Annotated in this window: 20 protein-coding genes and 1 pseudogene; 7 read left to right on the top strand and 14 right to left on the bottom strand. The window is 59.1% G+C overall.

Going from position 1 to position 21822, the window contains the following annotated elements:
• Positions 1-42: 42 nt before the first annotated feature.
• Complete coding sequence (gene ribA / locus KVY02_RS13075; RefSeq protein ID WP_100731642.1) at positions 43-1155, bottom strand: GTP cyclohydrolase II RibA; 1113 nt, start codon at positions 1153-1155, stop codon at positions 43-45.
• A gap of 97 nt (positions 1156-1252) precedes the next feature.
• Between ribA and KVY02_RS18345 the strand changes: the two genes are divergently transcribed.
• Positions 1253-2083, top strand: coding sequence for a RibD family protein (locus KVY02_RS18345; protein ID WP_256357490.1), 831 nt, complete (start codon positions 1253-1255; stop codon positions 2081-2083).
• Between the two features lie 162 nt (positions 2084-2245).
• Here the strand turns inward: KVY02_RS18345 and KVY02_RS18350 are convergent.
• The 4 genes and pseudogenes from KVY02_RS18350 to KVY02_RS13095 all read right to left on the bottom strand — a co-directional run.
• Positions 2246-3013, bottom strand: a pseudogene (locus KVY02_RS18350) (lysylphosphatidylglycerol synthase transmembrane domain-containing protein); the annotation flags it as partial.
• Positions 3014-3071: 58 nt separating this feature from the next.
• Positions 3072-5003, bottom strand: coding sequence for a glycosyltransferase family 4 protein (locus KVY02_RS13085; RefSeq protein WP_218313649.1), 1932 nt, complete (start codon positions 5001-5003; stop codon positions 3072-3074).
• The gene (locus KVY02_RS13090) at positions 5000-5398 is read right to left on the bottom strand and encodes a 6-pyruvoyl trahydropterin synthase family protein (protein ID WP_016914615.1); all 399 of its coding nucleotides are present in this window, start codon (positions 5396-5398) and stop codon (positions 5000-5002) included. The genes KVY02_RS13085 and KVY02_RS13090 overlap by 4 nt, the downstream gene beginning before the upstream one ends.
• 14 nt (positions 5399-5412) lie before the next feature.
• A complete protein-coding gene (locus KVY02_RS13095) occupies positions 5413-6411 on the bottom strand; it encodes a zinc-dependent alcohol dehydrogenase (protein ID WP_218313650.1) in 999 nt (332 codons plus the stop codon).
• 260 nt (positions 6412-6671) lie between these two features.
• Between KVY02_RS13095 and KVY02_RS13100 the strand changes: the two genes are divergently transcribed.
• The 6 genes from KVY02_RS13100 (at position 6672) to KVY02_RS13125 (ending at position 12584) form a co-directional block, all read left to right on the top strand.
• Positions 6672-7406: a CDP-alcohol phosphatidyltransferase family protein gene (locus KVY02_RS13100; protein WP_218313651.1), complete on the top strand. Its 735-nt coding sequence runs from the start codon at positions 6672-6674 to the stop codon at positions 7404-7406.
• A 126-nt stretch (positions 7407-7532) separates the two neighbouring features.
• A complete protein-coding gene (locus tag KVY02_RS13105) occupies positions 7533-8465 on the top strand; it encodes a CysB family HTH-type transcriptional regulator (RefSeq protein ID WP_016914618.1) in 933 nt (310 codons plus the stop codon).
• A gap of 130 nt (positions 8466-8595) precedes the next feature.
• Positions 8596-9672, top strand: a complete 1077-nt coding sequence (locus KVY02_RS13110) for a sulfate ABC transporter substrate-binding protein (protein WP_305729923.1) — start codon at positions 8596-8598, stop codon at positions 9670-9672.
• Positions 9673-9740: 68 nt separating this feature from the next.
• Positions 9741-10571 carry a sulfate ABC transporter permease subunit CysT gene (gene cysT / locus KVY02_RS13115; RefSeq protein WP_096922510.1) on the top strand — a complete coding sequence of 277 codons (831 nt, stop codon included), beginning with the start codon at positions 9741-9743 and terminating at the stop codon, positions 10569-10571.
• A gap of 34 nt (positions 10572-10605) precedes the next feature.
• Positions 10606-11472: a sulfate ABC transporter permease subunit CysW gene (cysW, locus tag KVY02_RS13120; RefSeq protein WP_371317429.1), complete on the top strand. Its 867-nt coding sequence runs from the start codon at positions 10606-10608 to the stop codon at positions 11470-11472.
• A 32-nt stretch (positions 11473-11504) separates the two neighbouring features.
• Positions 11505-12584 (top strand): sulfate/molybdate ABC transporter ATP-binding protein, encoded by a 1080-nt coding sequence (locus KVY02_RS13125; RefSeq protein WP_016914622.1) that lies wholly within the window; start codon positions 11505-11507, stop codon positions 12582-12584.
• Between the two features lie 150 nt (positions 12585-12734).
• Here the strand turns inward: KVY02_RS13125 and KVY02_RS13130 are convergent, their stop codons facing one another.
• The 9 genes from KVY02_RS13130 to KVY02_RS13170 form a co-directional block, all read right to left on the bottom strand.
• Entirely contained in the window at positions 12735-13898 is a 1164-nt protein-coding gene (locus tag KVY02_RS13130; protein ID WP_256357491.1) for a putative sulfate/molybdate transporter, read from the bottom strand.
• A gap of 229 nt (positions 13899-14127) precedes the next feature.
• Complete coding sequence (locus KVY02_RS13135) at positions 14128-15417, bottom strand: TRAP transporter large permease (RefSeq protein WP_026001793.1); 1290 nt, start codon at positions 15415-15417, stop codon at positions 14128-14130.
• Positions 15414-15917 (bottom strand): TRAP transporter small permease, encoded by a 504-nt coding sequence (locus KVY02_RS13140; RefSeq protein ID WP_016914626.1) that lies wholly within the window; start codon positions 15915-15917, stop codon positions 15414-15416. Before KVY02_RS13140 ends, KVY02_RS13135 begins: the two co-directional genes overlap by 4 nt.
• A gap of 91 nt (positions 15918-16008) precedes the next feature.
• Complete coding sequence (locus KVY02_RS13145; RefSeq protein ID WP_256357492.1) at positions 16009-16995, bottom strand: TRAP transporter substrate-binding protein; 987 nt, start codon at positions 16993-16995, stop codon at positions 16009-16011.
• 62 nt (positions 16996-17057) lie between these two features.
• Entirely contained in the window at positions 17058-17636 is a 579-nt protein-coding gene (locus tag KVY02_RS13150; RefSeq protein WP_016914628.1) for a peroxidase-related enzyme, read from the bottom strand.
• Positions 17633-18127, bottom strand: coding sequence for a CMD domain-containing protein (locus tag KVY02_RS13155; RefSeq protein WP_016914629.1), 495 nt, complete (start codon positions 18125-18127; stop codon positions 17633-17635). Before KVY02_RS13155 ends, KVY02_RS13150 begins: the two co-directional genes overlap by 4 nt.
• A 48-nt stretch (positions 18128-18175) precedes the next feature.
• Positions 18176-19630, bottom strand: coding sequence for an NAD(P)-binding domain-containing protein (locus KVY02_RS13160; RefSeq protein WP_218313655.1), 1455 nt, complete (start codon positions 19628-19630; stop codon positions 18176-18178).
• Positions 19627-21297 carry an aminotransferase class V-fold PLP-dependent enzyme gene (locus KVY02_RS13165; protein ID WP_256357493.1) on the bottom strand — a complete coding sequence of 557 codons (1671 nt, stop codon included), beginning with the start codon at positions 21295-21297 and terminating at the stop codon, positions 19627-19629. Before KVY02_RS13165 ends, KVY02_RS13160 begins: the two co-directional genes overlap by 4 nt.
• Positions 21281-21748, bottom strand: a complete 468-nt coding sequence (locus KVY02_RS13170; protein ID WP_205738314.1) for an Lrp/AsnC family transcriptional regulator — start codon at positions 21746-21748, stop codon at positions 21281-21283. Before KVY02_RS13170 ends, KVY02_RS13165 begins: the two co-directional genes overlap by 17 nt.
• Positions 21749-21822: the final 74 nt, after the last annotated feature.

Raw genomic sequence — 21822 nt, forward strand, 5'->3', positions numbered from 1 at the left:
CAGCGGCAACGATTAAGTGTTCAGCGGTTGACGCCTGATATTTCAGTGGCCACGGCTCTCCAGCACGTCGTCCAGAAAATGTCCGGCCCGGTTGGCCTTGGCACTCAGGTAGCGATGGTTGTGGTCGGTCACGCTGCCATACAGGGCCTGACGCGAGACGACCTCGATCCCCCCTTCCCGCAGGGCCGACATTTTCAGCGGGTTGTTGGTCAATAGCTGTACCTGATGAATCGACAGCGCATTGAGCATATCCACCGCCACCGCGTACTGCCGCTCATCGTCGCCAAACCCCAGCACCTGGTCGGCGTCCACGGTATCCAGGCCACTGTCTTGCAGGGTATAGGCGCGCAGCTTGTTGGCCAGGCCGATGCCCCGCCCTTCCTGGGCCAAATACAGCAGCACGCCACCGCCCATCCCCTGGATATCGGCCACGGCATTACGCAACTGCTCACCGCAGTCACAGCGCAAGCTACCGAACAGGTCACCGGTCAAACAGGCAGAGTGCATGCGTAGCGGCACGGGGCCTTGCTGGGCTTCGGGCTGGCCGATCACCACTGCCACGTGCTCACGCAGGCCATCGGGCTCGCGAAACAGCACGAAGCGGCTATGCGGCGTGTCTTCCAGCGGTATGTTGGCTTCACTGACCCGCTTGAGCATGCCCGGCGCACCGGCCAGACACTGCAGGGCTTCTTCGGCACTGACTTCCAGCAGCTGCCCCTGGCGCACCTGCTCGGCCACAGCATGGCTGGCCTGCTCGCTCACCTCGGCGGTGAGGGCCGCAGGCACCAGCAGCGCCCGGCGCATCAGGGTGACGGCACCGCGCTCGGCCGCGCCTGCAGGCTTCAAGCCGCTCAGCAGCGCGCTCGAACGCGCCTGGCCAGGCGCCAGGGCCAGCTGGTGCAGCTCATGCTCGCCGATCTGTTCGGCCAGTGGCAGGCAGGCAGCGTCGGCCTTGAGCGACAACCCCATGGCCTCCAGCCGATGGCGGGTCAGCACCATGGCCGGACGTGAGCCCGATAGCGCCGCCAGCGCCGCCAGCGCCGCCACCGAGCGGCTACCCTCCAGCGCCTGCACCAGCAAGCGCTGCTCACCACTGCGAATCACGACAGGTAAACCACGGCGAATATCAAAAATGGCGCGTTCAATGTGATACATGTAGGCCTCCGGATTGCCTGGTCGTCTGAACAAAGGTCACTTGCGTTGCGCTACCTGGCCCCGCATGATCAGTGGGTGTATCCAATAGGGAAGCGTTATGCCCGACTCCAGTTCTTCTGCTCGATACTCCCCGGCCCTCGATGATGAGGCTGCCTGGGAATGGTTGATCGCGTTGAGTGCCACGGCACAGCGCATGACCGAGGCGTCTACTCTTCCCCCTGAGGCCCAGACGCCACAGGCCGCTGGGCCGGACGTTCAGCAGTGGCTCGATTGCCTGACCCCGCTGGCCGCCAGGCCCCAATGGGTGGTCGCGCAGCTGGGCCAGAGTTTGGATGGGCGTATGGCCACGGAAAGCGGCCATTCCCACTACATCAACGGCCCTGAAAGCCTGGTGCACCTGCACCGGCTGCGCGCCCTGGCCGATGCCGTGGTGGTGGGCGCCGGCACCGCTGTGGCCGACAACCCCCAGCTCACCGTGCGCCATGTCGATGGGCCCAACCCGGTTCGCGTGGTGCTGGACCCGCGCGGTCGCGTGCCCACCACATTGGCGCTGTTTCAACCAGGCGACGTGGCGACGCTGCACATCACCGGACCTCAGGTAGCCCCGCTGAACAGCGCTGCCGAGCAGTGCTGCCTGCCGCTGAATGCCCATGGGCAATTTCAACCCCACGATGTCATTGCACTGCTGGCAGAGCGCGGATTACACCGCGTTCTGGTGGAAGGTGGCGGCATCACCATTTCTCAGTTCATCGAAGCCCAGGCCGTGGATCGCCTGCACCTGCTGGTGGCCCCGCTGTTGATTGGTTCGGGGCGGCCCGGGCTGGTGATGACCCCCATCGACACCCTGGAGCAGGCGCTGCGCCCCACGATGCGCTCGTTCCGATGCGGCGCCGACACGCTGTTCGACGTCGAGCTGCGCCGCTCCTGACTCGGCAGCCCCCATGACCCCACCACCCGAAGCCGAAGAGGCCGGAGGGCCTGCCGGGCTCGCTTGACCGCGCCGAGCCAGTGCCACGGGGATCCCCGGCAGGCTGGACAGCAGCACCAGCACGCCATACGCCAGCGAAATGGCCACACCCTGCGCAGGCGGCATGCCCACCAGCATCCATAAACCTGCTGCGGCGCCTTCGCGTACGCCCCACCCGGCTACCGAGAGCGGCACCAGCATGGAAAGCAGCAGTACCGGTGCCAACGCCAGCAGTTCAAAGGCAGGTATCGGACTACCGATGGCCCTGGCCGCGCACAGCATGACCAGGCCATAGCTGATCACGATGGTCAGCGACGAGCCCAGTTGCAGGGGCCATACGCGACGCTGAAACAGCCCCCGGCGCAGATCGCGCCCCAGCGTTTGGCACCAGCGCGGTAGCGCCAGCCGTTGGCGACGCGTCCAATGTATCAGCAGCGCCAGTCCTGCCAGGCCAAATAGGGCGCCAGCCGCCAATGACATCAACACCGTAGGGCCCAGCGCAGCGTGCCACAGCGGCGATGCCAGCAGCGCTGCCAGCGTGAGCAGCGCCACGGCCACCTGACCAGACGCGCGCTCGATCACCACCGCCCGCCAGGCGCTGCCACGAGAAGTGGCCTGGCCCGCATGGCGGTGCGCGCGCCCGGCATCTCCAAGCACCCCGCCTGGCAGCAGCTGATTGACCAACAGCGCCAGGTAGTATTCACGCAGGGCGTAGCCAAAACGCAGCGGCACGCCGATCAGCCCCGCCGTGAGCTGCCAGCGCCACGCACTGAGCATGACTTGCAGCACGCTGATGGCCAGCGCCAGAGCCATCCAGCCCAGCGAGAAGCGCTGCACTTCGGCCATGATATCGGCAGGTTCGACCCACAAGGCGAGCGCCAGCAGCAGCATGCCGCTGACCAGGCAACGTCGTACCCAGGGCGCACGCCAGCCACGCGCGAGCACTCTGCTACCCCGCCACCGCTGGCAGTGCCAGCAGATCGTGATGGCCTACCCACACACCCCATTGGCCACGCTCCACGGCGTCCAGCCTGGCCGTGCGCCATTCGGCAATACGCGTGGCCGCTTCCGGCGCCTGCTCCGTGGCGGCGGCGGCCCAGCCCTCTATGAGCGAGCGAATCAGCGGCTCATGGGTGGTGTCTCCTGCGGCCAGTTGCCAAGGCGTGGCAGCCTCTTCAAGGCTATACCCCCGGCGCTTGAGCGCCTCCGCGAGCGCCGCATGGGCGTGGCCTCCTAGCGCCTCGCCCAGCCCCTTGTCACGCTGCTGGTGGGCATTGAACAGGCCCCGTACGAAGCGATCTTCGGGGTGATCGAGTGGCTGGTGCTCCGCATCGATGAAGCACCACTCCCCCGTCACGCTGAGACTGACCAGCAGCGCCTGCCGCTGCTCGGCGCACTGGGCGGCCAGCGCATCGATCCACGGCTGGGAGACCAGATCGATGAGCGCCGAGGCACTGACCACATCGGCTTCCAGCAAGGCAGAGTGCGCCAGCGTCGCCAGCGAGGTGCAGTGGGTTGCCACCTGGACGGGCTGGCCACGGGCATCGTGGAGCTGCATGGCACGGCCACGGGCTTCCTTGAGCAATTCAGGGTCGTGGTCGAACAACGCCCAGCGCTGAGGAATGCTCAGCCGGGGCACCAAAAACTGTACGTTGCTGCCCCGCCCACAGCCCAAATCTGCCAGGGTGACGCTGTCACGGTTGGCTAGCCAGGCATTCAAACCTGCTACCAGCGCGCTGCTGCGCGACTGGCTATCCACGCGCTCGCGCTGGCTGAGCCAACTGGCCGCAAACTGGCTGCCTGCGGTCATGTTCGGCGCGACCCCCATGTTCAGCGCGCTGGCAAACTGCGCACCCGCCGCCTGCCAGTCATTGAGTTCTCCGCGTGCGACCGCAGCGCCTGCCCGCAGCGCCGTGCGTAGGGCCTGGTCACTGCAGAACTGCTCCAGCGCCGCCTGCAATGCGGGCACATCGCCAGGCGCAACGCTCAAGCCAGCGCCTTCGGGTAGCGTATCGCGCAAGGCGCCACCGGTGGTGGTGATCACGGGCAGGCCATGGGCCAAAGCTTCGGTCACCACCATGCCGTAACCTTCGTACCAGGAGGGCAGTACCAGCGCGTGAGCCCGGTGATAGGCAGCTTCCAGGGTGGCGGCATCACACTCACCGTGCAGCGCGATGCGCTCGCCCAGGTGATGCTCTTCCACGCGCTGGCGAACGCTGGCGCTGAACTCGGCGTCTCGCTCGGCACCATAGCAGTCACACTGCCAGGACAGATGGGTCAGCCCTGCCAGCGCCTTCACCAGCACGTCCTGCCCCTTGCGTGGCGTCAGGGTGGCAACGCACAGCAAGCGCAGGGGTTCACCCTCACGCGGCGCCGGGCTGATAGGGGCATGCGCCACGCCAGGCTCCACCACGCTGATCGGCGCAGTGATCGGCACGGCGTACTGCTCGGCCAGCGCCTTCAAGCGCCGCGCGGTGAAACGGCTGGTCACGATGATACGCGCCACGCCGCCAAGCCCCGTCAGCTCACTGCGGTGCAGATGCTGCTGCTCATCGCTGGACAGCCCCTGCTCATCCCCCAGCGGGTGATGCAGCAGCGCGGTCAGGTCTAGCCTGTTGGCATGTCGTGCGACCACGTCGGGCAGCGCACCTACGGCCAGGCCATCGAGTATCACTCGGGCGCCTGACGCCTGCTGCTCCAGCGCGTGGGCCAGGGCGCTCGCCGCGACCTCATCGGCCAACGGGAAGCACCCTTCCAGGCCCACCACCGTCACCTGGTGGCCCTGCTCGCGCAGCGCCTCCACGATGCGGGCATCATAGAGATAGCCGCCAGTACGCTGGCCAGGGTCGCCGGCCACGATCAGGGTAAATCGTTGGCTCATAGCTCGCCTTCGTAGCTTGCCCAGGCCACATGGGATTCATGCAGCTTGATTTCCATGCGAGTCAGCCCCTTGGCAGTCTCCCCCATCCTGCCGCCACGAATCGCTTCGGCCAGCTGGTCGAAAATCACCTTGGCCATGAATTCGGTGGTGGTGTTCTGGCCGGTAAACTCGCTCACCTCGTCCAGATTGCGGTAGTTGTATCCCGCCAACACTTCCTTGACGGTTTCACTGGCCAGCCCGATATCGATGACCAGGCCATCTTCATCCAGCGCGGGGCGCTGAAAGATGACATCCACCACATACGTTGCCCCATGGGTACGCTGCGCAGGGCCGAATATCTCCCCTTTGAAGCTATGGGCAATCATGAAATGGTCACGAACACATAAACGGTACATGGCAACTCCTTGGGTTATTCAGGTTCATCCTGAACGGGGTAACGAATGCGATGGCACAATGCCTTGCTGCCCGGGCCAAACAACGCCGGCGCCAGGGCAGGCAAGTCCATGAAATTGCTCTCACCGCTGATCAAGACATCCAGCGTCGGGTCGGCCAGCAGGCGCAACGCCAGGGCCAGGCGACGCTGGTAGTTCCAGCGAGGTTGCAGCTTGGCAGGCAGTTGGCCCACCTGGCTGGCGCGCAGGGTCAAGCGTTGGGAATGGAACGCGCCGCCCAGGGGCAGCGCCACGTCACCCTCCCCGAACCAGCTCATTTCGATCACGCGCCCTTCCTGGCCCACCAATGACATGGCCAGGCGCAGGCCCTCAGGATGACCGCTGGCATGAATCACGCAATCCTGATCCGTAGGGGCCTGCTCCGGCAGGGCAAACGGCACCCTCAGGGCATCGGCCAACGCCTCACGCTCGCCATTGATATCGATGAGCTGCACCTGCACCCCAGCAATACGCGCGCACAGGTAAGCCACCAGCGCACCCACGACGCCGCCGCCCACGACACATACCCGTTCACCCAGCATGGGGTTGGCATCCCACACGCCGTTGATGGCGGTTTCCATGTTGGCGGCCAGCACCGCCCGGTAAGCCGGTACGTCAGCGGGCACCGGCACCACCATGGTGCCCGGGACGATATAGCGGTCCTGGTGAGGGTGAAGACAAAATACGGTCTGGTCGACCAGCGCCTGAGGGCCATGGGTCACGCGGCCTACGCTGCAATACCCATATTTGACAGGGCCAGGGAACTCCCCCACCTGAAAGGGCGCGCGCATACGCTGGGTCTCGCTGCTCGGCACACGGCCATGAAACACCAGCGACTCGGTGCCTCGACTGACGCCGCTGTAAAGCGCACGCACACGCACATCGTTCTGGCCCATGGCAGGGAGAGATTCGGACTGGATTGCACCGTGGCCTGGGCGAGTGACCCAAAAGGCCTGAGCGGTATCAGGCACTGACATGACATTTCCTTATCGTTGAAGCGCAAGTTCCCTGCGTTGACCCAAGCCTTTGCAAGAGTTGGCGACTTTTCAAGGGCTAACCTATAGCTTAGCTTAGAAAAGAAAACGGTCTATTAACGTTTATTAACCTTCGTGACGCGGCTCGACAGCTCACCAGCAAAGCACAAGCAGCGCGCCATATCTATACAACAATGATACATTGATAAATTATTGCACCACTAATTTCAACTGCGGATGACGATGCCGCTTCGAGAGCCTTCATGCCCCCAGCCTCACACACTTCGGAATCGCCACGCTTCAATCGGCTTCATAGCGGCCTGGAGCTGCTGCTGGGGGGCCTGTTACTGGGCGGTTTGGGATGGCTCATGGGTCCGCTCATGGCGAGTGCCGCCAACTGGTGGTTAGCCGCCGGCTTATATGCCGTGATGAGCGCGCTAGTGCTGTTGTTTTGGCCCTACGGTGCGCTGGGCTGGGCGAATAGAGTCACCCTCGGGCGTGGCGTACTGGTGTCGCTGGTGGCTGGCGCCCTGGTGGGCGGCGCCTTTCAACAGGCCATTGGGCTATGGCTGGGTGTCGCCGTGATTGCCCTGCTGCTGGACGGCGTGGACGGCTGGATTGCCCGCCGCACCCACAGCCACTCGCCCTTTGGCGCACGCTTTGACATGGAGCTGGATGCCCTGCTGATCCTGCTATTATGCCTGGCCCTGATGCGCGCAGAAGCCCTGGGCCCCTGGGTATTGCTGATTGGCGCAATGCGCTATGGCTTCGTGGCGGCAGGATGGCTGCTGCCCTGGCTAGAGGCGCCGTTGTACGACAGCTTCCGCCGCAAACTGATCTGTGTCTGGCAGGTCACGGCACTCCTGTTGGCACTGACTCCCTTCACCTCCCCCCTTTACGCCAGCCTGCTGGCCCTGGGAGCCCTGCTCAGCCTGGCTTACTCCTTTGGGGTAGACGTATGGTGGCTGTATCAACGGCGCCGCACGACCACGGGCTGATTGCCCTGCGGCGCCATTCCGCTGCGAGCGATAAAGATATCGCAAAATATAATTATGGAATAAGAGCATTGATTTAATATTCTTTTCACGAATATCAAATCACATATGGACTGGGTAACGCTCGCTATGAACTTACAGCAACTGCGCATCGTGCGTGAGACGGTACGCCAGCATTTCAACCTGACCGAGGCTTCCAACGCCCTTTTCACCTCGCAATCTGGTGCCAGTAAACATATTCGGGATCTGGAAGAAGAGCTCGGCGTCGAGCTTTTCGAGCGCCGTGGCAAACGCATTCTTGGGCTTACCATTGCGGGCAGTACGCTGATGGACTTCATCGAGCGTATCCTACTCGATGTCGAAAACCTCAAGCGCTCGGCCCATCAGCTCACCCACGAAGACCAGGGCAGCCTGGCCATTGCCACGACCCACACCCAGGCACGCTATGCGTTGCCACCGATCATTGCCCGTTTCAAACAGGCCTTTCCCAAAGTGCATCTCGAGCTTCATCAGTGCAGTCCGGAAGAGATCGTCTCGCTGCTCAAAGCGGGCAAGGTGGATATCGGTATCGCCACAGAGGCACTGCACGAGGAGGGGCAGCTGTTTGCCTGTTTCCCGTTCTACCATTGGTACCATGGAGTCGTGGTGCCTGAGGAACACCCCCTCAACGATGGCCTGCCGCTCACCCTGGCACGCATTACCGAGCACCCGATCGTGACCTACCACGAAGGCTTCACTGGCCGAGCACGCATTGATACCGCCTTTTCTGCAGCGGATGTGTACCCGGACATCGTGCTTACCGCGCTGGATGCAGACGTCATCAAAACTTACGTAGAGCTGGGAATGGGCGTTGGGCTCATTGCCTCCATGGCGTACCACGAGCAGCGCGATCAAGGATTGAAACTCCTGGATGCAAGCGCCCTCTTCCCTCGCAACACCACCTACCTTGCCCTGCGCCGTGGCCACTTCCTGCGTGGATATGCCTATCAGTTCTTGAAACTCTGCCGCGAAAACCTGGACGAAGAGACGGTTCAGCGCGTGTTGGCAGGGCGGCCCCTTTAATCACAAAAGAATATAAGCAATCCTTTTTTTATTGGTTAATTTGCATAACGACTCTCCCTTACGCTGTGTTCATCAACACCATTGATCGACACAACAAACGATCATCATGATCATCCTGGGAGCCGCAAACATGCCAACCTTGTCATTCCGTCAAACGCTTTCCAACGCACACCCGCTGACCAAACTGGCCGCCGCTGTACTGTTCAGCAGTGCAGTGGTCGCCGACGTGATGGTCAGCAGCCCCAGCCATGCGCAAAGCGACCGCGTCGAGCTGCTCAACGTCTCTTATGACCCTACCCGCGAGTTTTACCGCGAGTACAACACGATTTTCGCTGAGCACTGGCAAGCCGAGCATGGCCAGACGGTCAACGTTCGCCAATCTCATGGCGGCTCAGGTTCGCAAGGTCGTGCGGTGATCGATGGCCTGGATGCCGATGTGGTGACGCTGGCATTGGCCTACGATGTCGATGCTCTCCACCAGCGCGGTGAGCTGATCCCGGAAGACTGGCAATCACGCCTTCCCAACAACAGCTCTCCTTATACGTCTACCATCGTGCTGCTGGTGCGTGACGGTAACCCCAAGAATATTCAAGACTGGGATGACCTGGTACGTGACGACGTAGAAGTGATTACGCCAAACCCCAAAACGTCTGGAGGCGCCCGCTGGAACTACCTGGCACTGTGGGGCTATGGACTGGACAAGTTTGACGGCGATGAAGAGCAAACCTACGAATTCGTTCGTCAAGTATACGAAAACGTACCCGTTCTGGACCCAGCAGCGCGCGGTGCAACGAACACCTTTGTACAGCGTCGCATCGGGGACGTTTTCATTGCCTGGGAAAACGAAGCTTTCCTATCGGTGGAGCAGTTGGGGCAAGGCGAATATGAAATCATCGTGCCTTCCCAGAGTATCCTGGCAGAACCCCCGGTCACCGTCGTGGATGCGAACGTGGATCGTAAAGGCACCCGAGAGGTGGCAGAAGCCTACCTGGAGTTTCTCTACACCGATGACGCTCAGCATCTGGCAGCCAAGCACTACTATCGTCCCAGCAATCCGGACATTTTGGCTGAGTACAGCGATAGCTTCCCTGAACTGACGCTCTTCACCATCGATGAAGCGTTGGGGGGATGGCAGCACGCCCAGGAAACCCACTTCAACGATGGCGGCATTTTTGACCGTATTCTGGAAGACATCAACGCGCGTTGATCTTTCGTTCTGGCCTTTGGCAAGGAGCCCACGGTGGCTCCTTGCTGGCGTTACATCAAGGGGGGATTATGGCGGCTACGCTGGTCAAACGACGGGTAATACCCGGCTTTGGGCTCACCATGGGCTTCACGCTGTTATACATGGGGCTGGTGTTTTTCATTCCCGTGGGCGCGTTTCTTCTTTACACCACGACCATGAGCTGGGACACCTTCTGGAGCGCCATTACCCAGCGCCAGGTCGTGGCCTCCTACAAACTTTCGTTTGGTGGATCACTCATTGCCGCGACCATCAATCTGGTCTTCGGGGCGCTTCTTGCCTGGGTATTGGTACGCTACCGCTTTCCAGGCAAACGGCTCATCGATGCCCTGGTCGACCTGCCTTTCGCTCTGCCGACGGCGGTTGCAGGCATCGCACTCGTCACCCTCTATGCCAGTACCGGCTGGGTGGGCCAATACCTGGACGTGTTCGGTATTCGCGTTGCCTACACGCAGCTGGGGGTCATCATTGCATTGACCTATATCGGCTTGCCCTTCGTGGTGCGTACGGTGCAGCCCGTGCTGGAGGACCTGGAAGCCGAGTTGGAAGAAGCATCAGCGAGCCTGGGGGCCGACCGGCTCACCACGATTCGTCGCGTGATCTTCCCCGCGCTGTTTCCAGCCCTGTTGACCGGCTACGCGCTGGCGTTTGCACGCGCCTTGGGAGAGTACGGTTCCGTTGTGTTCATTTCGGGGAACATCCCCTTTCGCACTGAAATCACACCGCTTCTCATCGTCGCGAAAACCGAACAGTACGACTACCACGGCGCTGCTGCCATCGGCACGGTAATGCTGGTGGCCGCTTTTCTAATGCTGCTGGTGATCAACGGCCTGCAGTGGTGGACAAGCCGACGCCATGGATAAAGGAGCCTACGACGTGGCCACATCAAGCACTGTAATAGATACCAACGACACCATAGCCAAACGCTGGCGCAGGGCCACCGAAGAGCCTGCCTGGATACGTGTCACCTTGATCACGATCTCGCTGATCTTCGTGGCGCTATTTCTGTTGCTGCCTCTCTCGGTCGTGCTTTATGGCGCCTTCGAGCGAGGCATCAGCGTGTGGTACGACGCCATTCGCGATCCCGATGCCATGTCAGCCATCCGCCTGACCCTGTTGATCGTCGCGATCGTGGTGCCCCTCAATACGCTGTTTGGCGTGGCGGCCGCTTGGGCCATTGCCAAATTCGAGTTCAGAGGCAAGCCCATCCTGATCTCGCTGATCGATATGCCTTTTGCCATTTCACCCGTGGTGGTCGGGTTGATCTTCGTCATCCTGTTTGGTTCACAGGGCTGGCTGGGACCGTGGCTGTCAGCCCATGACCTGCGCATCATCTTTGCCGTCCCCGGCATCGTGATCGTGATTGCCTTTGGCACCCTGCCCTTCATCGCACGCGAGCTGATTCCGCTCATGCAACAGCAAGGAAAAGAGGAAGAAGAAGCCTCCCTGACGCTGGGAGCCAACGGTTGGCAAACCTTCTGGCACGTGACACTGCCCAATATCAAATGGGGCCTTATTTATGGCGTGATTCTGTGTAATGCACGCGCCATGGGCGAATTTGGCGCTGTCGCGGTGGTGTCGGGACGCATCCGTGGTGAAACCAACACCATGCCGCTGCATATCGAAGTGCTTTACAACGAATACATGTTCACCGCGGCCTTTGCCGTCTCTTCTCTGCTCACGGGCCTGGCCCTGGTCACCATTGCGATCAAGAGCGTGGTGGAGTGGCAAGAAGAGCGTCGGCAGCGGCTTTCCGCCGCCTGAACCACGAACGCTTACGTTACAAGAGACGACACATGAGCATAGAGATCGATCACGTCAACAAGCACTTTCGCGACTTCGTGGCCGTGGACAACGTCAGCCTGACCTTTCGCGATGGTGAGCTGACCGCCCTGCTGGGCCCTTCGGGTTCGGGCAAGACCACCCTGCTGCGGATCATTGCAGGACTGGAGCAGCCAGACACCGGCAGAATCCGCTTTCACGGCGAAGACACCACAGACCTGCACGTCAGTGAACGAGGCGTAGGCTTTGTTTTCCAGCACTACGCCCTGTTCAAGCACATGACCGTGTTTCAAAACGTTGCCTATGGCTTGACGGTACGCCCTCGGAAAACGCGACCCAACAAAGCCGAGATCAAACAGAAAGTCATGCGGTTGCTTGAGCTGGTACAGCTCGATTGGACGGCACACCGCTATCCTCATCAGCTCTCGGGTGGCCAGCGCCAGCGGATTGCACTGGCGCGTGCTCTGGCGGTAGAGCCTAAAGTACTGCTACTCGATGAACCGTTTGGCGCCCTGGATGCCAAAGTGCGTGCCGAGCTGCGCCGCTGGCTGCGTCGATTACACGACGATATCCACGTGACCAGCGTGTTCGTGACCCATGACCAGGAAGAGGCGCTGGAAGTCTCAGACCGGGTTGTTGTAATGAACAAAGGCCGCGTAGAACAGGATGGTTCACCAGAAGACGTGTACGACCACCCGGCCAATCCGTTCGTCTATCAGTTCCTGGGCAACGTCAACTTGTTCCATGCACGTGTGCATGATGGCATCGCCAAGATCGGGGAGGTACACCTGCCCGCTCCAGAGTTCGAAGGGTACAAAAACGAGCAGGGGCAAGCCTACGTTCGGCCACACGAAATCGAGGTGTTCGCGGGATCGGAACATGCAGACGCCCTGCATGCCAGGATAGAACTGGTATCGGTCGTGGGGCCCACCGTGCGGCTTGAACTACGCACGGATAACAGCGAAACCCTCGTACATGCCGAACTCAGCAAACACCGCTACCGCTCGCTGGGCCTTCAACAGGGGGGCGATGCCTGGATCCGTCCTACTTACAGCCGCGTGTTCCTGCCTGATGAACGTGTTTCAAACGGTTAAGCGCCTAGCACATCAGTGCGTTCGCGGGTGGCTCAAGCCCCCGCGAACGACACTTCGCGTGTCAGCCCACTCGCGGCCTCCCAAGCCACCGCGTGCATCATGGTTCGGTCCACGGGACATCATGGACTGGATCGATGGGCCATAACGGCGTCAGGCAGTGCGTTCGCTCAAGCGACGAAGCACCATTTTGCGCCCCCACTCCGTCACTCCCCCCGCAAGCAGCCCCCAGAAAGGATTGACCCACACCGTCAGTGCAGCCGTCACCACGATGACCGGCACACACGACGCTCTACAGTCAAACAAACGCTTTGTGATGGCCAACTGCCAGGCAGTCACCAGCAGCAATGCCCCCAAACCTGCCATCGGTATGGAAGACAGTAATGTCAGGCCCACATTGCCCGGCAGCACCACCAACCCCAACAGCAGCAAACCAAGCATCAATGGCGCTCCCCCACTGCGCGCCCCAAAACGGTAATGCGCAGTTACGCCGCCAGCACCGTGGCACATGGGAAAAGCACCCAGTGGCGTCAACAGTGTATTGGCCAACCCACTGGTCACCGACAAACGTGCAGGGGTCACATGAGCAGCACGATCACCAAAATGATCGCTAGCCAACAAGGCCGTCAACAGAATGGCATTTGTAAACGTCAGGGATAGCTGCGGCAGTACGAGGCTAAAGAGCGCTTCGTGCAACTCCGACATGGAAGGCAGTGAAGGTACAGCCACCCAGCCCATGCCACCAGGCTCGATCATGACTCCCGATTCCCCCAGCAGGTATGCCAACCCCGTAGCGGCCAAAAGCGCGATGAACACGGCTGGCCAACGGGTGAACGTCATCAGCCCGACGAGTAACACTAGCGTGGCCCCAGCCACCCAGGGTGCTGACGCCATCAAGCCCAGACTCATCATGCCCAACATGATCCCAAGGCCCAGCTGCAAACCCGCCAACACAGATTGAGGCACCAGGCGAGCCACTTTGCTGATCCAGCCCGTCACCCCTAACACCAATAGCGTTATGCCCATGATGACACCGGCAGCCGCCAGGCTGGACGGCGCCAAGCCTGCCGTCAACAGGGCCGCCGCCACTGCTTTCATGGGCTGAACAGGGATAGGAAGCCGATAATAACCGGCAGTGAACAGGTAAAAGAGAGCAAAGCCCAGCAGCACTGGCCCAGGGGCCATGCCCGCAATCGCAATCGCACCCAACATCAGCGGCAGCAGCGTTCCCATGTCCCCCAAGGCGCCACTGAACTCGCGAAGCGTCAATACGACGTTCTCACTGCGCGATGGCATGCTGTTGCTGCTATCTTTCATGAATCACCATCTGTTTTGAAAAGCTGCATCCTCGCAACCCAACCATCTTCGACACCCATCACTATCCAAACGCGACAAAGTATAGTAAATACGCAATACCCCGCAGTCGGCGGGGTAACGAAAGACTTTCATCAGCGCGGAAGATTCTGAGCAGGATATTGCTACTCTTGGCCCGAACATCTACCAGGCCAAGAGTACTCACGGTTGAAGTGAACGTTACAAAAGCCTCTTAAAACGCTTTCGGAAACATCATTTGCGGCAGGAAAAGAAAGACACTGGGCAGGAGAATCATCGCCAGAATGACGGACATGATCAGGGCAATCAGTGGCAATACGGCAATGAACGCCCGTGGCATGGACACTTCACCAATCTGGCTGGCGATGAGTAGGCAGATCCCATACGGAGGCGTAATCAGCCCCAGGGTGAGCGAAAGCACCACGACCAGAGCCATATGGACCTGATTGATACCGGCTGCAATACAAATTCCCTGAATGATCGGCAGGAAGATGATCACTGCCGTTACCGGGCTTAATACCGTGCCGATGACCACCATGAAAAACATCACCAACAGCATGATGCCAACACGGGACTGCGTCACCGAGAGAATGAAATTGGCGACTTCCTGGGCAATACCCAGATAGGAAATGAGCCAACCCATGATACCCGCCGACGCCACAGCAAACATGGGTAGTGAAAAAGCCACGACGGAGTCAGCGAGAATGCCCGGTAATTGACGCAAGCGGATGGCGCGATAAAACACAAACGCCAGCAGCATGCCCACCAACACGGCAACCGACGCAGCTTCTGTGGCTGTAAACACCCCGGCGGTAATCCCCCCCAACACCACGAGCGGCAATACCATCGGCGGCGCTGCCGTCACGGCAGTACGTCCCATCTGGCCAAAAGAGAACTTACCCGTTGCCTTGATACCGTGTTTGCGCGCCACGTAATAGACGTAGCCCATCTGCATCAGGCCCACGAGAATCCCGGGTAATACACCTCCCATGAAGAGGGCACCAACGGACACATTTCCAAACGCACCGTAGATCACCATGAGAATGGAAGGTGGAATGATACCTCCCAGTACAGATGAAGCCGCCGTGAGAGCTACGGCGAAAGGGGCGGGATAGCCGGACTTTTTCATTGCCGGTATCAACACCGCCCCTACGCTGGCGGTATCGGCAGCCGCCGAACCCGACAGGCTGGCGAACATCATCGAGACCATGACGTTGATATGGCCCAAGCCGCCACGGATATGCCCTACGGTACTGTCTGCGAAACGCAATAGACGATCGGTAATGCCGCCGTCATTCATCAAGCGTCCCAGCAAAAGAAAAAAGGGAACGGCCAGCAAGGGAAAGGAGTTGATGCTGGCAAACATCTGGTTGACCACCGAGGTCAGGGGCAGCCCCAACTGCATGATGGTAACAATGGATGCCAAACCAATAGCGAATGCAATGGGTACACTCAAGCCTATCAGAATCAGAAAACTGCCAATCAGGGTAACCAATGGACTCATGATTCAGAGGCCTCTGTGCTCTCTACCCGCTTGCCCGACCGCAGCATGGCAATGTCATCGCGAATAGTCTCAATAGAAAACAGCAGCATGGCAACGCCAGCCACCGGGATAGCGGCAAACACATAAGCCATGGGAGTGCCCAGGGCCACCGAACGACGGTTCCACCCCATATCCACCAGCACATGGCCATGCACGATCAGGACATAGATCACCGGAAGGCATGCCACACTACCGAACAGCCTCAATACGCGCTGGGTCACCACGAACCGAGACGGAAAAGCATCGACGACGTAGTGTTTACGCTTACGCAGCGCAACAGCCGCGCCAATGAACACCGACCAGATAAAGCAGGCCATGGCCACTTCATCGGTCCATGACACAGAAATCTTCAGGTAATTACGCGCAACCACCTGATATAGCACCGTTAGAATAAAGGCCGCGAACAGCGAGCCGGCCATGCATGTCAGCAGCCACTCGAGCACGTCATTGATTTTCCGCATGGTTCTTCCCTTTGGTTAGTGCGTGGCAAGCGCCAGCCAGGCTTTCCTGGCGAGCCGCCTGCCATGCACCAAAACAGCAATGGATCGCGGTTTACAGATTACGAATGGTTTCAAGCAGCTCGGTCAGACCGCGCTCTTCAGCAAAGGAGTTATGCAGTGGCACAACGGCGTCGATGAAGGCCTGCTTGTCGACCTCGGTAACGGTCACGCCCAGGTCTTCGAACTCCTGAATCAACTCTGCATCGTATTCGACCCCTTTATCGGTACCCAATACGCCTGCCTGTTGCGCGGCTTCCAGAATGATCGCCTGATCCTCCTCGGAGAAGCGGTTAAACCGATTCTCGCTGATGGAAATATGGCTCATCATTACCTGGTGTTCGGTTTTAGCGTGATAGGGCGCTACTTCGTAAAGGCGGCTTGAGTAGTAGCCGCTGATGGTGCTTTCAAAAGCGCCCACCACGCCGGTTTGCAGGCCAGTGTAGATCTCCGTCCAGGGCAGGGACGTGGTCAATGCACCCACGGATTGCCATGTCTCCGCATCCAGACGTGAGCCGGTGACACGCATCCTGACACCATTCATATCAGAGGGCTCAGTCACGGGCCCCGTATTGGTGCTGAGGTTACGCGTGCCGCCTCCCGTCAGGCTGAGTAGCTTCAAGCCAACACCAGCGTCACTGACCGCGTTATCGAAATACTCGAAAACCGCAGAGTCAGGCGCAGTGGCCGCCTTGAAGTCATCCATGTCTTCGAACAAATAGTTGAGACTGAAAATCTCGAAGTCGGATACGTACGGAGAAATGTTCATGACGCCGCCGATCAGCATGTCGGTGGTGCCAATGCGGATTTCATCCACCATGGTCTGGTCGTTGCCTAACTGGCCGCCGGGAAAAATCTGTACGTTCACCCGGCCATCGGTCGCTTCTTCCACGCTTGCCTTAAAGGCTTCAGCAGCGTCGATCCAGGGGTGGGGAGCACTCACTACGGTACCCAGGCGCAACGTTTCTGCCAGGGCAGGTGTTACCAACAGGAAAGAGGTCGCTGCAACCAAAGCCAGCCGAGAGAAATGTCGTGTTGTCATGGGGATCATCCTTTTTTTGGAGCCAAAATCGTACGTATCGTTTTTGTCGGAACCCAGCATGGTCAAGAACCTGAGACAGGCTCACCCAAGGTGTGCATCAAGCGATTTGCCCAACCAAACAATGTAGTGGATAAGGTCAGGTCCAGAATTTCCTGATCATCGAGCCCCACAGCGCGCAAGCTGGCAATATCGTCTTCTGTCACCTTGGGTGGGCACTCAGAGAGCTGCATGCCAAACTTCAGAATGGCACGTTGCCGAGCATCGATATCGGCCTGCTCCCCCTTGAAGAATATTTCCTGCATGACCCGTTCATCATGGGTCAGGTTGTTGTAGCGCTGAGCATGCACTGCGGCACAGTAGATACACCGGTTTACTACCGAGGCAGCCACGGCGCCCAGCTCACGCTCCTCGCGTGAAAGTCCGCCCTTGTCGTACATGATGCCATTGAACAGTGACGTGCGAACCCGCAGGGACTCCGGGTCGTGGGCCAACACCAGCACGTAATCGGAAATTTTGGTATTGGAGGGCGTTTCCTTCAGCGCCTCGCGTTGTGCAGGCGTCGCCTGCTCAAAATCGATGGGCGTGACATGGGGGCGCCAAGTGGGAACACGGGTGGTGAATTTATGAATGACACGACTCATGCGCCTTTCCCCATGACATGTAATACCGCCGCAACGCGCAGCTGATAGTTGATGAAGGCAACCAGGCCAGCAAGACGCACGATATCGGCTTCTTCGATGCCTGCCTCACGCAGCGATGCAATGGTGTGCTCACTGGCATCCTTGGGGCGCTGGGTAACCAGGTCCACGTAATTCACGATAGCGGTCAGTCGGACATTATCAGCCGGAGGGGTACGGCCAGGCTCTGCCAGCCCGTAAGGGTCTGCCTCTTCGTCGTAGCTGGTCAGCAAGGAGGCATAGTGCTGGGTCAGGCCTTCCTGCTGGCATAGGCGAGCCATACGACAAGCCAGCACCGCACGGAGGCTGGCAGGCAGGTTGCCTGCATCTTGCGGCAACAGAGCCGCTTCATAAGACCCTTGAGTCAAGTCCATCAGCTTGCCGCGCATTTGCAAGGCATCTGCCAATGGCCCGCTGCTCGGCACACCGGCAGCCAATTCCAGAACATTAGACATTTGAATTCCTTAACGTATTTAGACAGAACCGCGACAACCGAGCGGCCCTTACGGCAGGGGCGATGGCGCCCACTCGTCACCGAGCAGCTCCGGAGAGTCATACTGCTGAAGTGACTGCCAATGATGCTCGATGTCTTCACGGTACAGGCTCGCCGCAATGGCGCCTGCCAACCAGCTAGCGCCTTCGCTGATGCCCGGAATGTCACCACTCACCTTACCCAGGCTGACAGAAGCGCCATAATTGAAGCAGTGGATATTACTCAGCCATGGTGCGGTTCCCGGCTCCCGCTCCTGGAATGCGAAATCACGATCAACGTACGGGAAATTGCCCAGTTCGGTGTGCTGCAGCTCCGCAGGCGGGGCATAACGATCTCGCCATAGCAGAATACGGTCGGCATATCCGGCAAGCTCGGTGCGCGCCAACGGGTCGATTTCGAATCCGGTGCCCAGGATGACGAAGTCACAGCGCACCTTTTTACCGGCTTGGGTGGTTATCACCACCTCATCGCCTTCCATGCGCATGCCCTCAATGCCGCATCCAAAATGGAAGTAGGCATTGTCATGGCGGCTAACCCGTAACGTGGAGCCCCTGGGCGGCGGCGTTTGGGTAATGAATGAGTAGTGCATGATGCGCCAGCGCCAGGCATCTGGCAGAGTGGCATAGCCGTGGGTAAACCCATACGAGCCAATGCCCATCATCTTGTTGATGGTAGGCATCTGCTGGCGACGAATGAGGAAGCGGACCTCGCGTGCACCTTGCTCCAGGGCCTCCGCCGCGTTATCGATGGCGGATGCCCCGACGCCGATCACCACGACTCGCTTGCCCTTGAGCGCAGTAAAATCGATCTCATCCGAGGTATGCGCCCAGGCTTGCGGAGGCAGGCTATTCACAAAGCCGGGAATCTTGGGCGCACCGGTGCCCTCGCGACCAGTGGCCATGATCAGCTTACGCGTCAGAATACGCTGGGCAGGAGCCCCCGAGCCCGACAGCGAGAGGCTTAACAGCTCCCCTTCAGGTTGAACGTGATCGACCTCGACACAGTTCTCTACTGGCAGGTTGAGCACTTCACGATACCAGCATAAGTACGCCATCCAGGTGGGCCGCGGAATCTTGTCCAACGCTTCCCAGGCCGCCTCGCCAAACTGGGCCTCATACCAGGCACGGAAAGTCAGCGAGGCAAACCCATAGCTCGGGCCTGGCAGTGTCTTGGGCGAACGCAGGGTTTCCATGCGCGCATAATTCAACCAGGGCCCTTCGAGACCAGCAGGGTTACGATCAAAGATACGAATATTCGAAATACCACCAGACAGCAGAGCAAACGCAGCCACTAACCCGCACTGCCCTCCCCCCACAATCACGACGTCATGTACATGCTGGGCATCGTTCGCCAACGGGGCAGGCACCCAGTTGGCGGGGGGGAGGTTCAGGCATGCCAGGTCGTATTTGACCCGTTCATTCAGGGCAGCGAGGCCAGCACCGGCCAAAGAGGGAGTGAGGGTCATGGCATCATCTCTACATGGGTTTGCATCGCCTGTTCAGCCTCGTCTGGCCACCAGAACCAACGTATTGGTACATCGTCGCCAGCATGACGGGTAGGCAAGGGAAGCGTCGTGGCAAGTTCAACCAACTCCAGCCCCTTGGCAAAACAGTCCAGCGTGGTCGTAGCACGTGTTTCGCTCACCGATATCTCATGAGCCAGGAGCGCATCCAGCAGGCAAGGTGAAGCAGCGGCATCCGGCGCTTCCCCAACAGCGATACGCTGGGCGACCCAAACGCCGCTGCGCTCATCAACGGAATAAAGCTTCATCAATATCGGGGCATAACGCGCAATAAACTCGACAGCAGATATTACATAGTTAGCCGTCTCATTGCTAAAAAAGAAGTTAAAACCGAGCCTTACCCAACCTGGACGATATATGCTTCTGCCTTTTTGAACTAAACCCTCATGAATTTCAGCTCTGTGCTTATCAATCGACAGCAGCTCATGACCATAAGGCCCGGCACAAGAACAGCCGCCTCTTGCCTGAATGCCAAACAAATCATTCAGCATGGCCACGACCAGGTTGTGATGAATGGCTTTTTCACCCGCCATGATATTGAATGAGAAAATAGCCAGCTTGGGTGCATCCTGAGGGCCCAGCAACTGAATGTTATCGACTTGCCCCCACCGAGCCAGCGCCAGTTCCACCAGCTCCTGCTCTCGCTGCTCGATGGACTCCGCGCCCACCATGTCCTTGATTCGGAATGCCAGGCCGGCCCGAATATCGCCCAGGATATTGGGCGTCCCTGCCTCTTCTCTGCGCTCGATATGGGATACGTAGCGGTGATGCTCCGACGTCACATAAGAGACCGTGCCCCCGCCTGCAATGGAAGGCCGTGGGTTCACGCACAAGGCCTTGCGTATCACCAATACTCCCGAGCTGCCGGGGCCACCGACACACTTGTGAGGGGAAAGAAAAATGGCATCCAGGTAGTCAGACTCTCCTGTTCCAGCCACATTGATCGACACGTAAGGGCCACTGGCGGCGTAATCAAATAGCACGATGCCACCATGCCGATGCGCCACCCTCGCCACCTCAGCCACCGGCACCTTGAGACCGGTGACATTGGAAGCCGCAGAGAACGCGACGATCTTGGTATGGCGGTGAGCATTTTCTTGCAACCGTTGTTCGAGTACCGCCAGATCCGGCAAGCCATCGTTAGCCAAGGGAATGCGTACCACATCAGCATCGCACTCACGCCATACCAAATCGTTCGAATGGTGTTCGAAGGGGCCTACGAAGATGATGGGTCTCGCGGAGGGTTCAGATACGGGCTTTCCTGACAGCTCCAGAATACGGCAACACCGATCAATCGCTGCCGTAGCGCCAGCGCCCGCGAAAATCACGGCATATTGATCATCGGCCCCCACCGATTGAGCAACGGCTTGCCGCGCAGCCTCACGCAGGCGCGTGGTCATTTTGCCGGTAAACGACGTTTCGGTATGGGTATTGGCATAGAGGGGCAGCACCTGTTCCTGTATCGCACTTTCCACCATGCCCAGCGCTCTGCCTGAGGCGGTGTAATCGGCATACAGCAAAGGGCGCTCACCAAATGGCCCTGGTATCCAGCGCCCCTCGCCAATCACATCCTGTTGTAGCGTCGCTCTGGCATCAGGAGAGGTCGCCAAGTGGCAGCTCGGTCGTTTTCTTGACTTGTTCCATTGAAAAGCACGATGTGACATTACTAAGCTCTATTCTGGCAATCAGCCTTTTATAAAAAGCGTCATAAGACTGGTTATTGCGCGTAATCACCTTGAGCAAGTAATCATATTCACCGGCCAAGCGATTTACTTCGATAATTTCAGGAAAGGCTTTGACCGTTTCCTGAAACTCACTCAGCCAGGCCTGATTATGTTTATCCGTTTTAATCATCACAAAAACGGTCAGCCCAAGATCCAACTTCTCAGGGTTGAGTACGGCAATTCTTTTTTCGATGACTCCGTCTTTTTCCAGCCTTTGTATGCGCCGCCAGCATGGCGTTACAGAGAGCCCTACCCCCTCTGCAAGCTGTGCAATAGAAAGACTATCATCGCGCTGAAGCTGTTCAAGAATTTTCAAATCAAACCGATCAATAAGCAATTTATTTCCCCTGTAACGCCTTTATAGGAATTTTATTTCATATCGATTTTCTTCTTCATCGTCAAGAGAAATAT

The sequence above is a fragment of the Halomonas sp. 18071143 genome, assembly GCF_019211725.1.
GTDB classification, from domain to species: domain Bacteria; phylum Pseudomonadota; class Gammaproteobacteria; order Pseudomonadales; family Halomonadaceae; genus Vreelandella; species Vreelandella stevensii.

Coding starts and splice junctions, on each gene's coding strand:
- ribA (WP_100731642.1), bottom strand. CDS start 1,155: ATGTATCACATTGAACGCGCCATTTTTGATATTCGCCGTGGTTTACCT.
- KVY02_RS18345 (WP_256357490.1), top strand. CDS start 1,253: ATGCCCGACTCCAGTTCTTCTGCTCGATACTCCCCGGCCCTCGATGAT.
- KVY02_RS13085 (WP_218313649.1), bottom strand. CDS start 5,003: ATGAGCCAACGATTTACCCTGATCGTGGCCGGCGACCCTGGCCAGCGT.
- KVY02_RS13090 (WP_016914615.1), bottom strand. CDS start 5,398: ATGTACCGTTTATGTGTTCGTGACCATTTCATGATTGCCCATAGCTTC.
- KVY02_RS13095 (WP_218313650.1), bottom strand. CDS start 6,411: ATGTCAGTGCCTGATACCGCTCAGGCCTTTTGGGTCACTCGCCCAGGC.
- KVY02_RS13100 (WP_218313651.1), top strand. CDS start 6,672: ATGCCCCCAGCCTCACACACTTCGGAATCGCCACGCTTCAATCGGCTT.
- KVY02_RS13105 (WP_016914618.1), top strand. CDS start 7,533: ATGAACTTACAGCAACTGCGCATCGTGCGTGAGACGGTACGCCAGCAT.
- KVY02_RS13110 (WP_305729923.1), top strand. CDS start 8,596: ATGCCAACCTTGTCATTCCGTCAAACGCTTTCCAACGCACACCCGCTG.
- cysT (WP_096922510.1), top strand. CDS start 9,741: ATGGCGGCTACGCTGGTCAAACGACGGGTAATACCCGGCTTTGGGCTC.
- KVY02_RS13125 (WP_016914622.1), top strand. CDS start 11,505: ATGAGCATAGAGATCGATCACGTCAACAAGCACTTTCGCGACTTCGTG.
- KVY02_RS13130 (WP_256357491.1), bottom strand. CDS start 13,898: ATGAAAGATAGCAGCAACAGCATGCCATCGCGCAGTGAGAACGTCGTA.
- KVY02_RS13135 (WP_026001793.1), bottom strand. CDS start 15,417: ATGAGTCCATTGGTTACCCTGATTGGCAGTTTTCTGATTCTGATAGGC.
- KVY02_RS13140 (WP_016914626.1), bottom strand. CDS start 15,917: ATGCGGAAAATCAATGACGTGCTCGAGTGGCTGCTGACATGCATGGCC.
- KVY02_RS13145 (WP_256357492.1), bottom strand. CDS start 16,995: ATGACAACACGACATTTCTCTCGGCTGGCTTTGGTTGCAGCGACCTCT.
- KVY02_RS13150 (WP_016914628.1), bottom strand. CDS start 17,636: ATGAGTCGTGTCATTCATAAATTCACCACCCGTGTTCCCACTTGGCGC.
- KVY02_RS13155 (WP_016914629.1), bottom strand. CDS start 18,127: ATGTCTAATGTTCTGGAATTGGCTGCCGGTGTGCCGAGCAGCGGGCCA.
- KVY02_RS13160 (WP_218313655.1), bottom strand. CDS start 19,630: ATGACCCTCACTCCCTCTTTGGCCGGTGCTGGCCTCGCTGCCCTGAAT.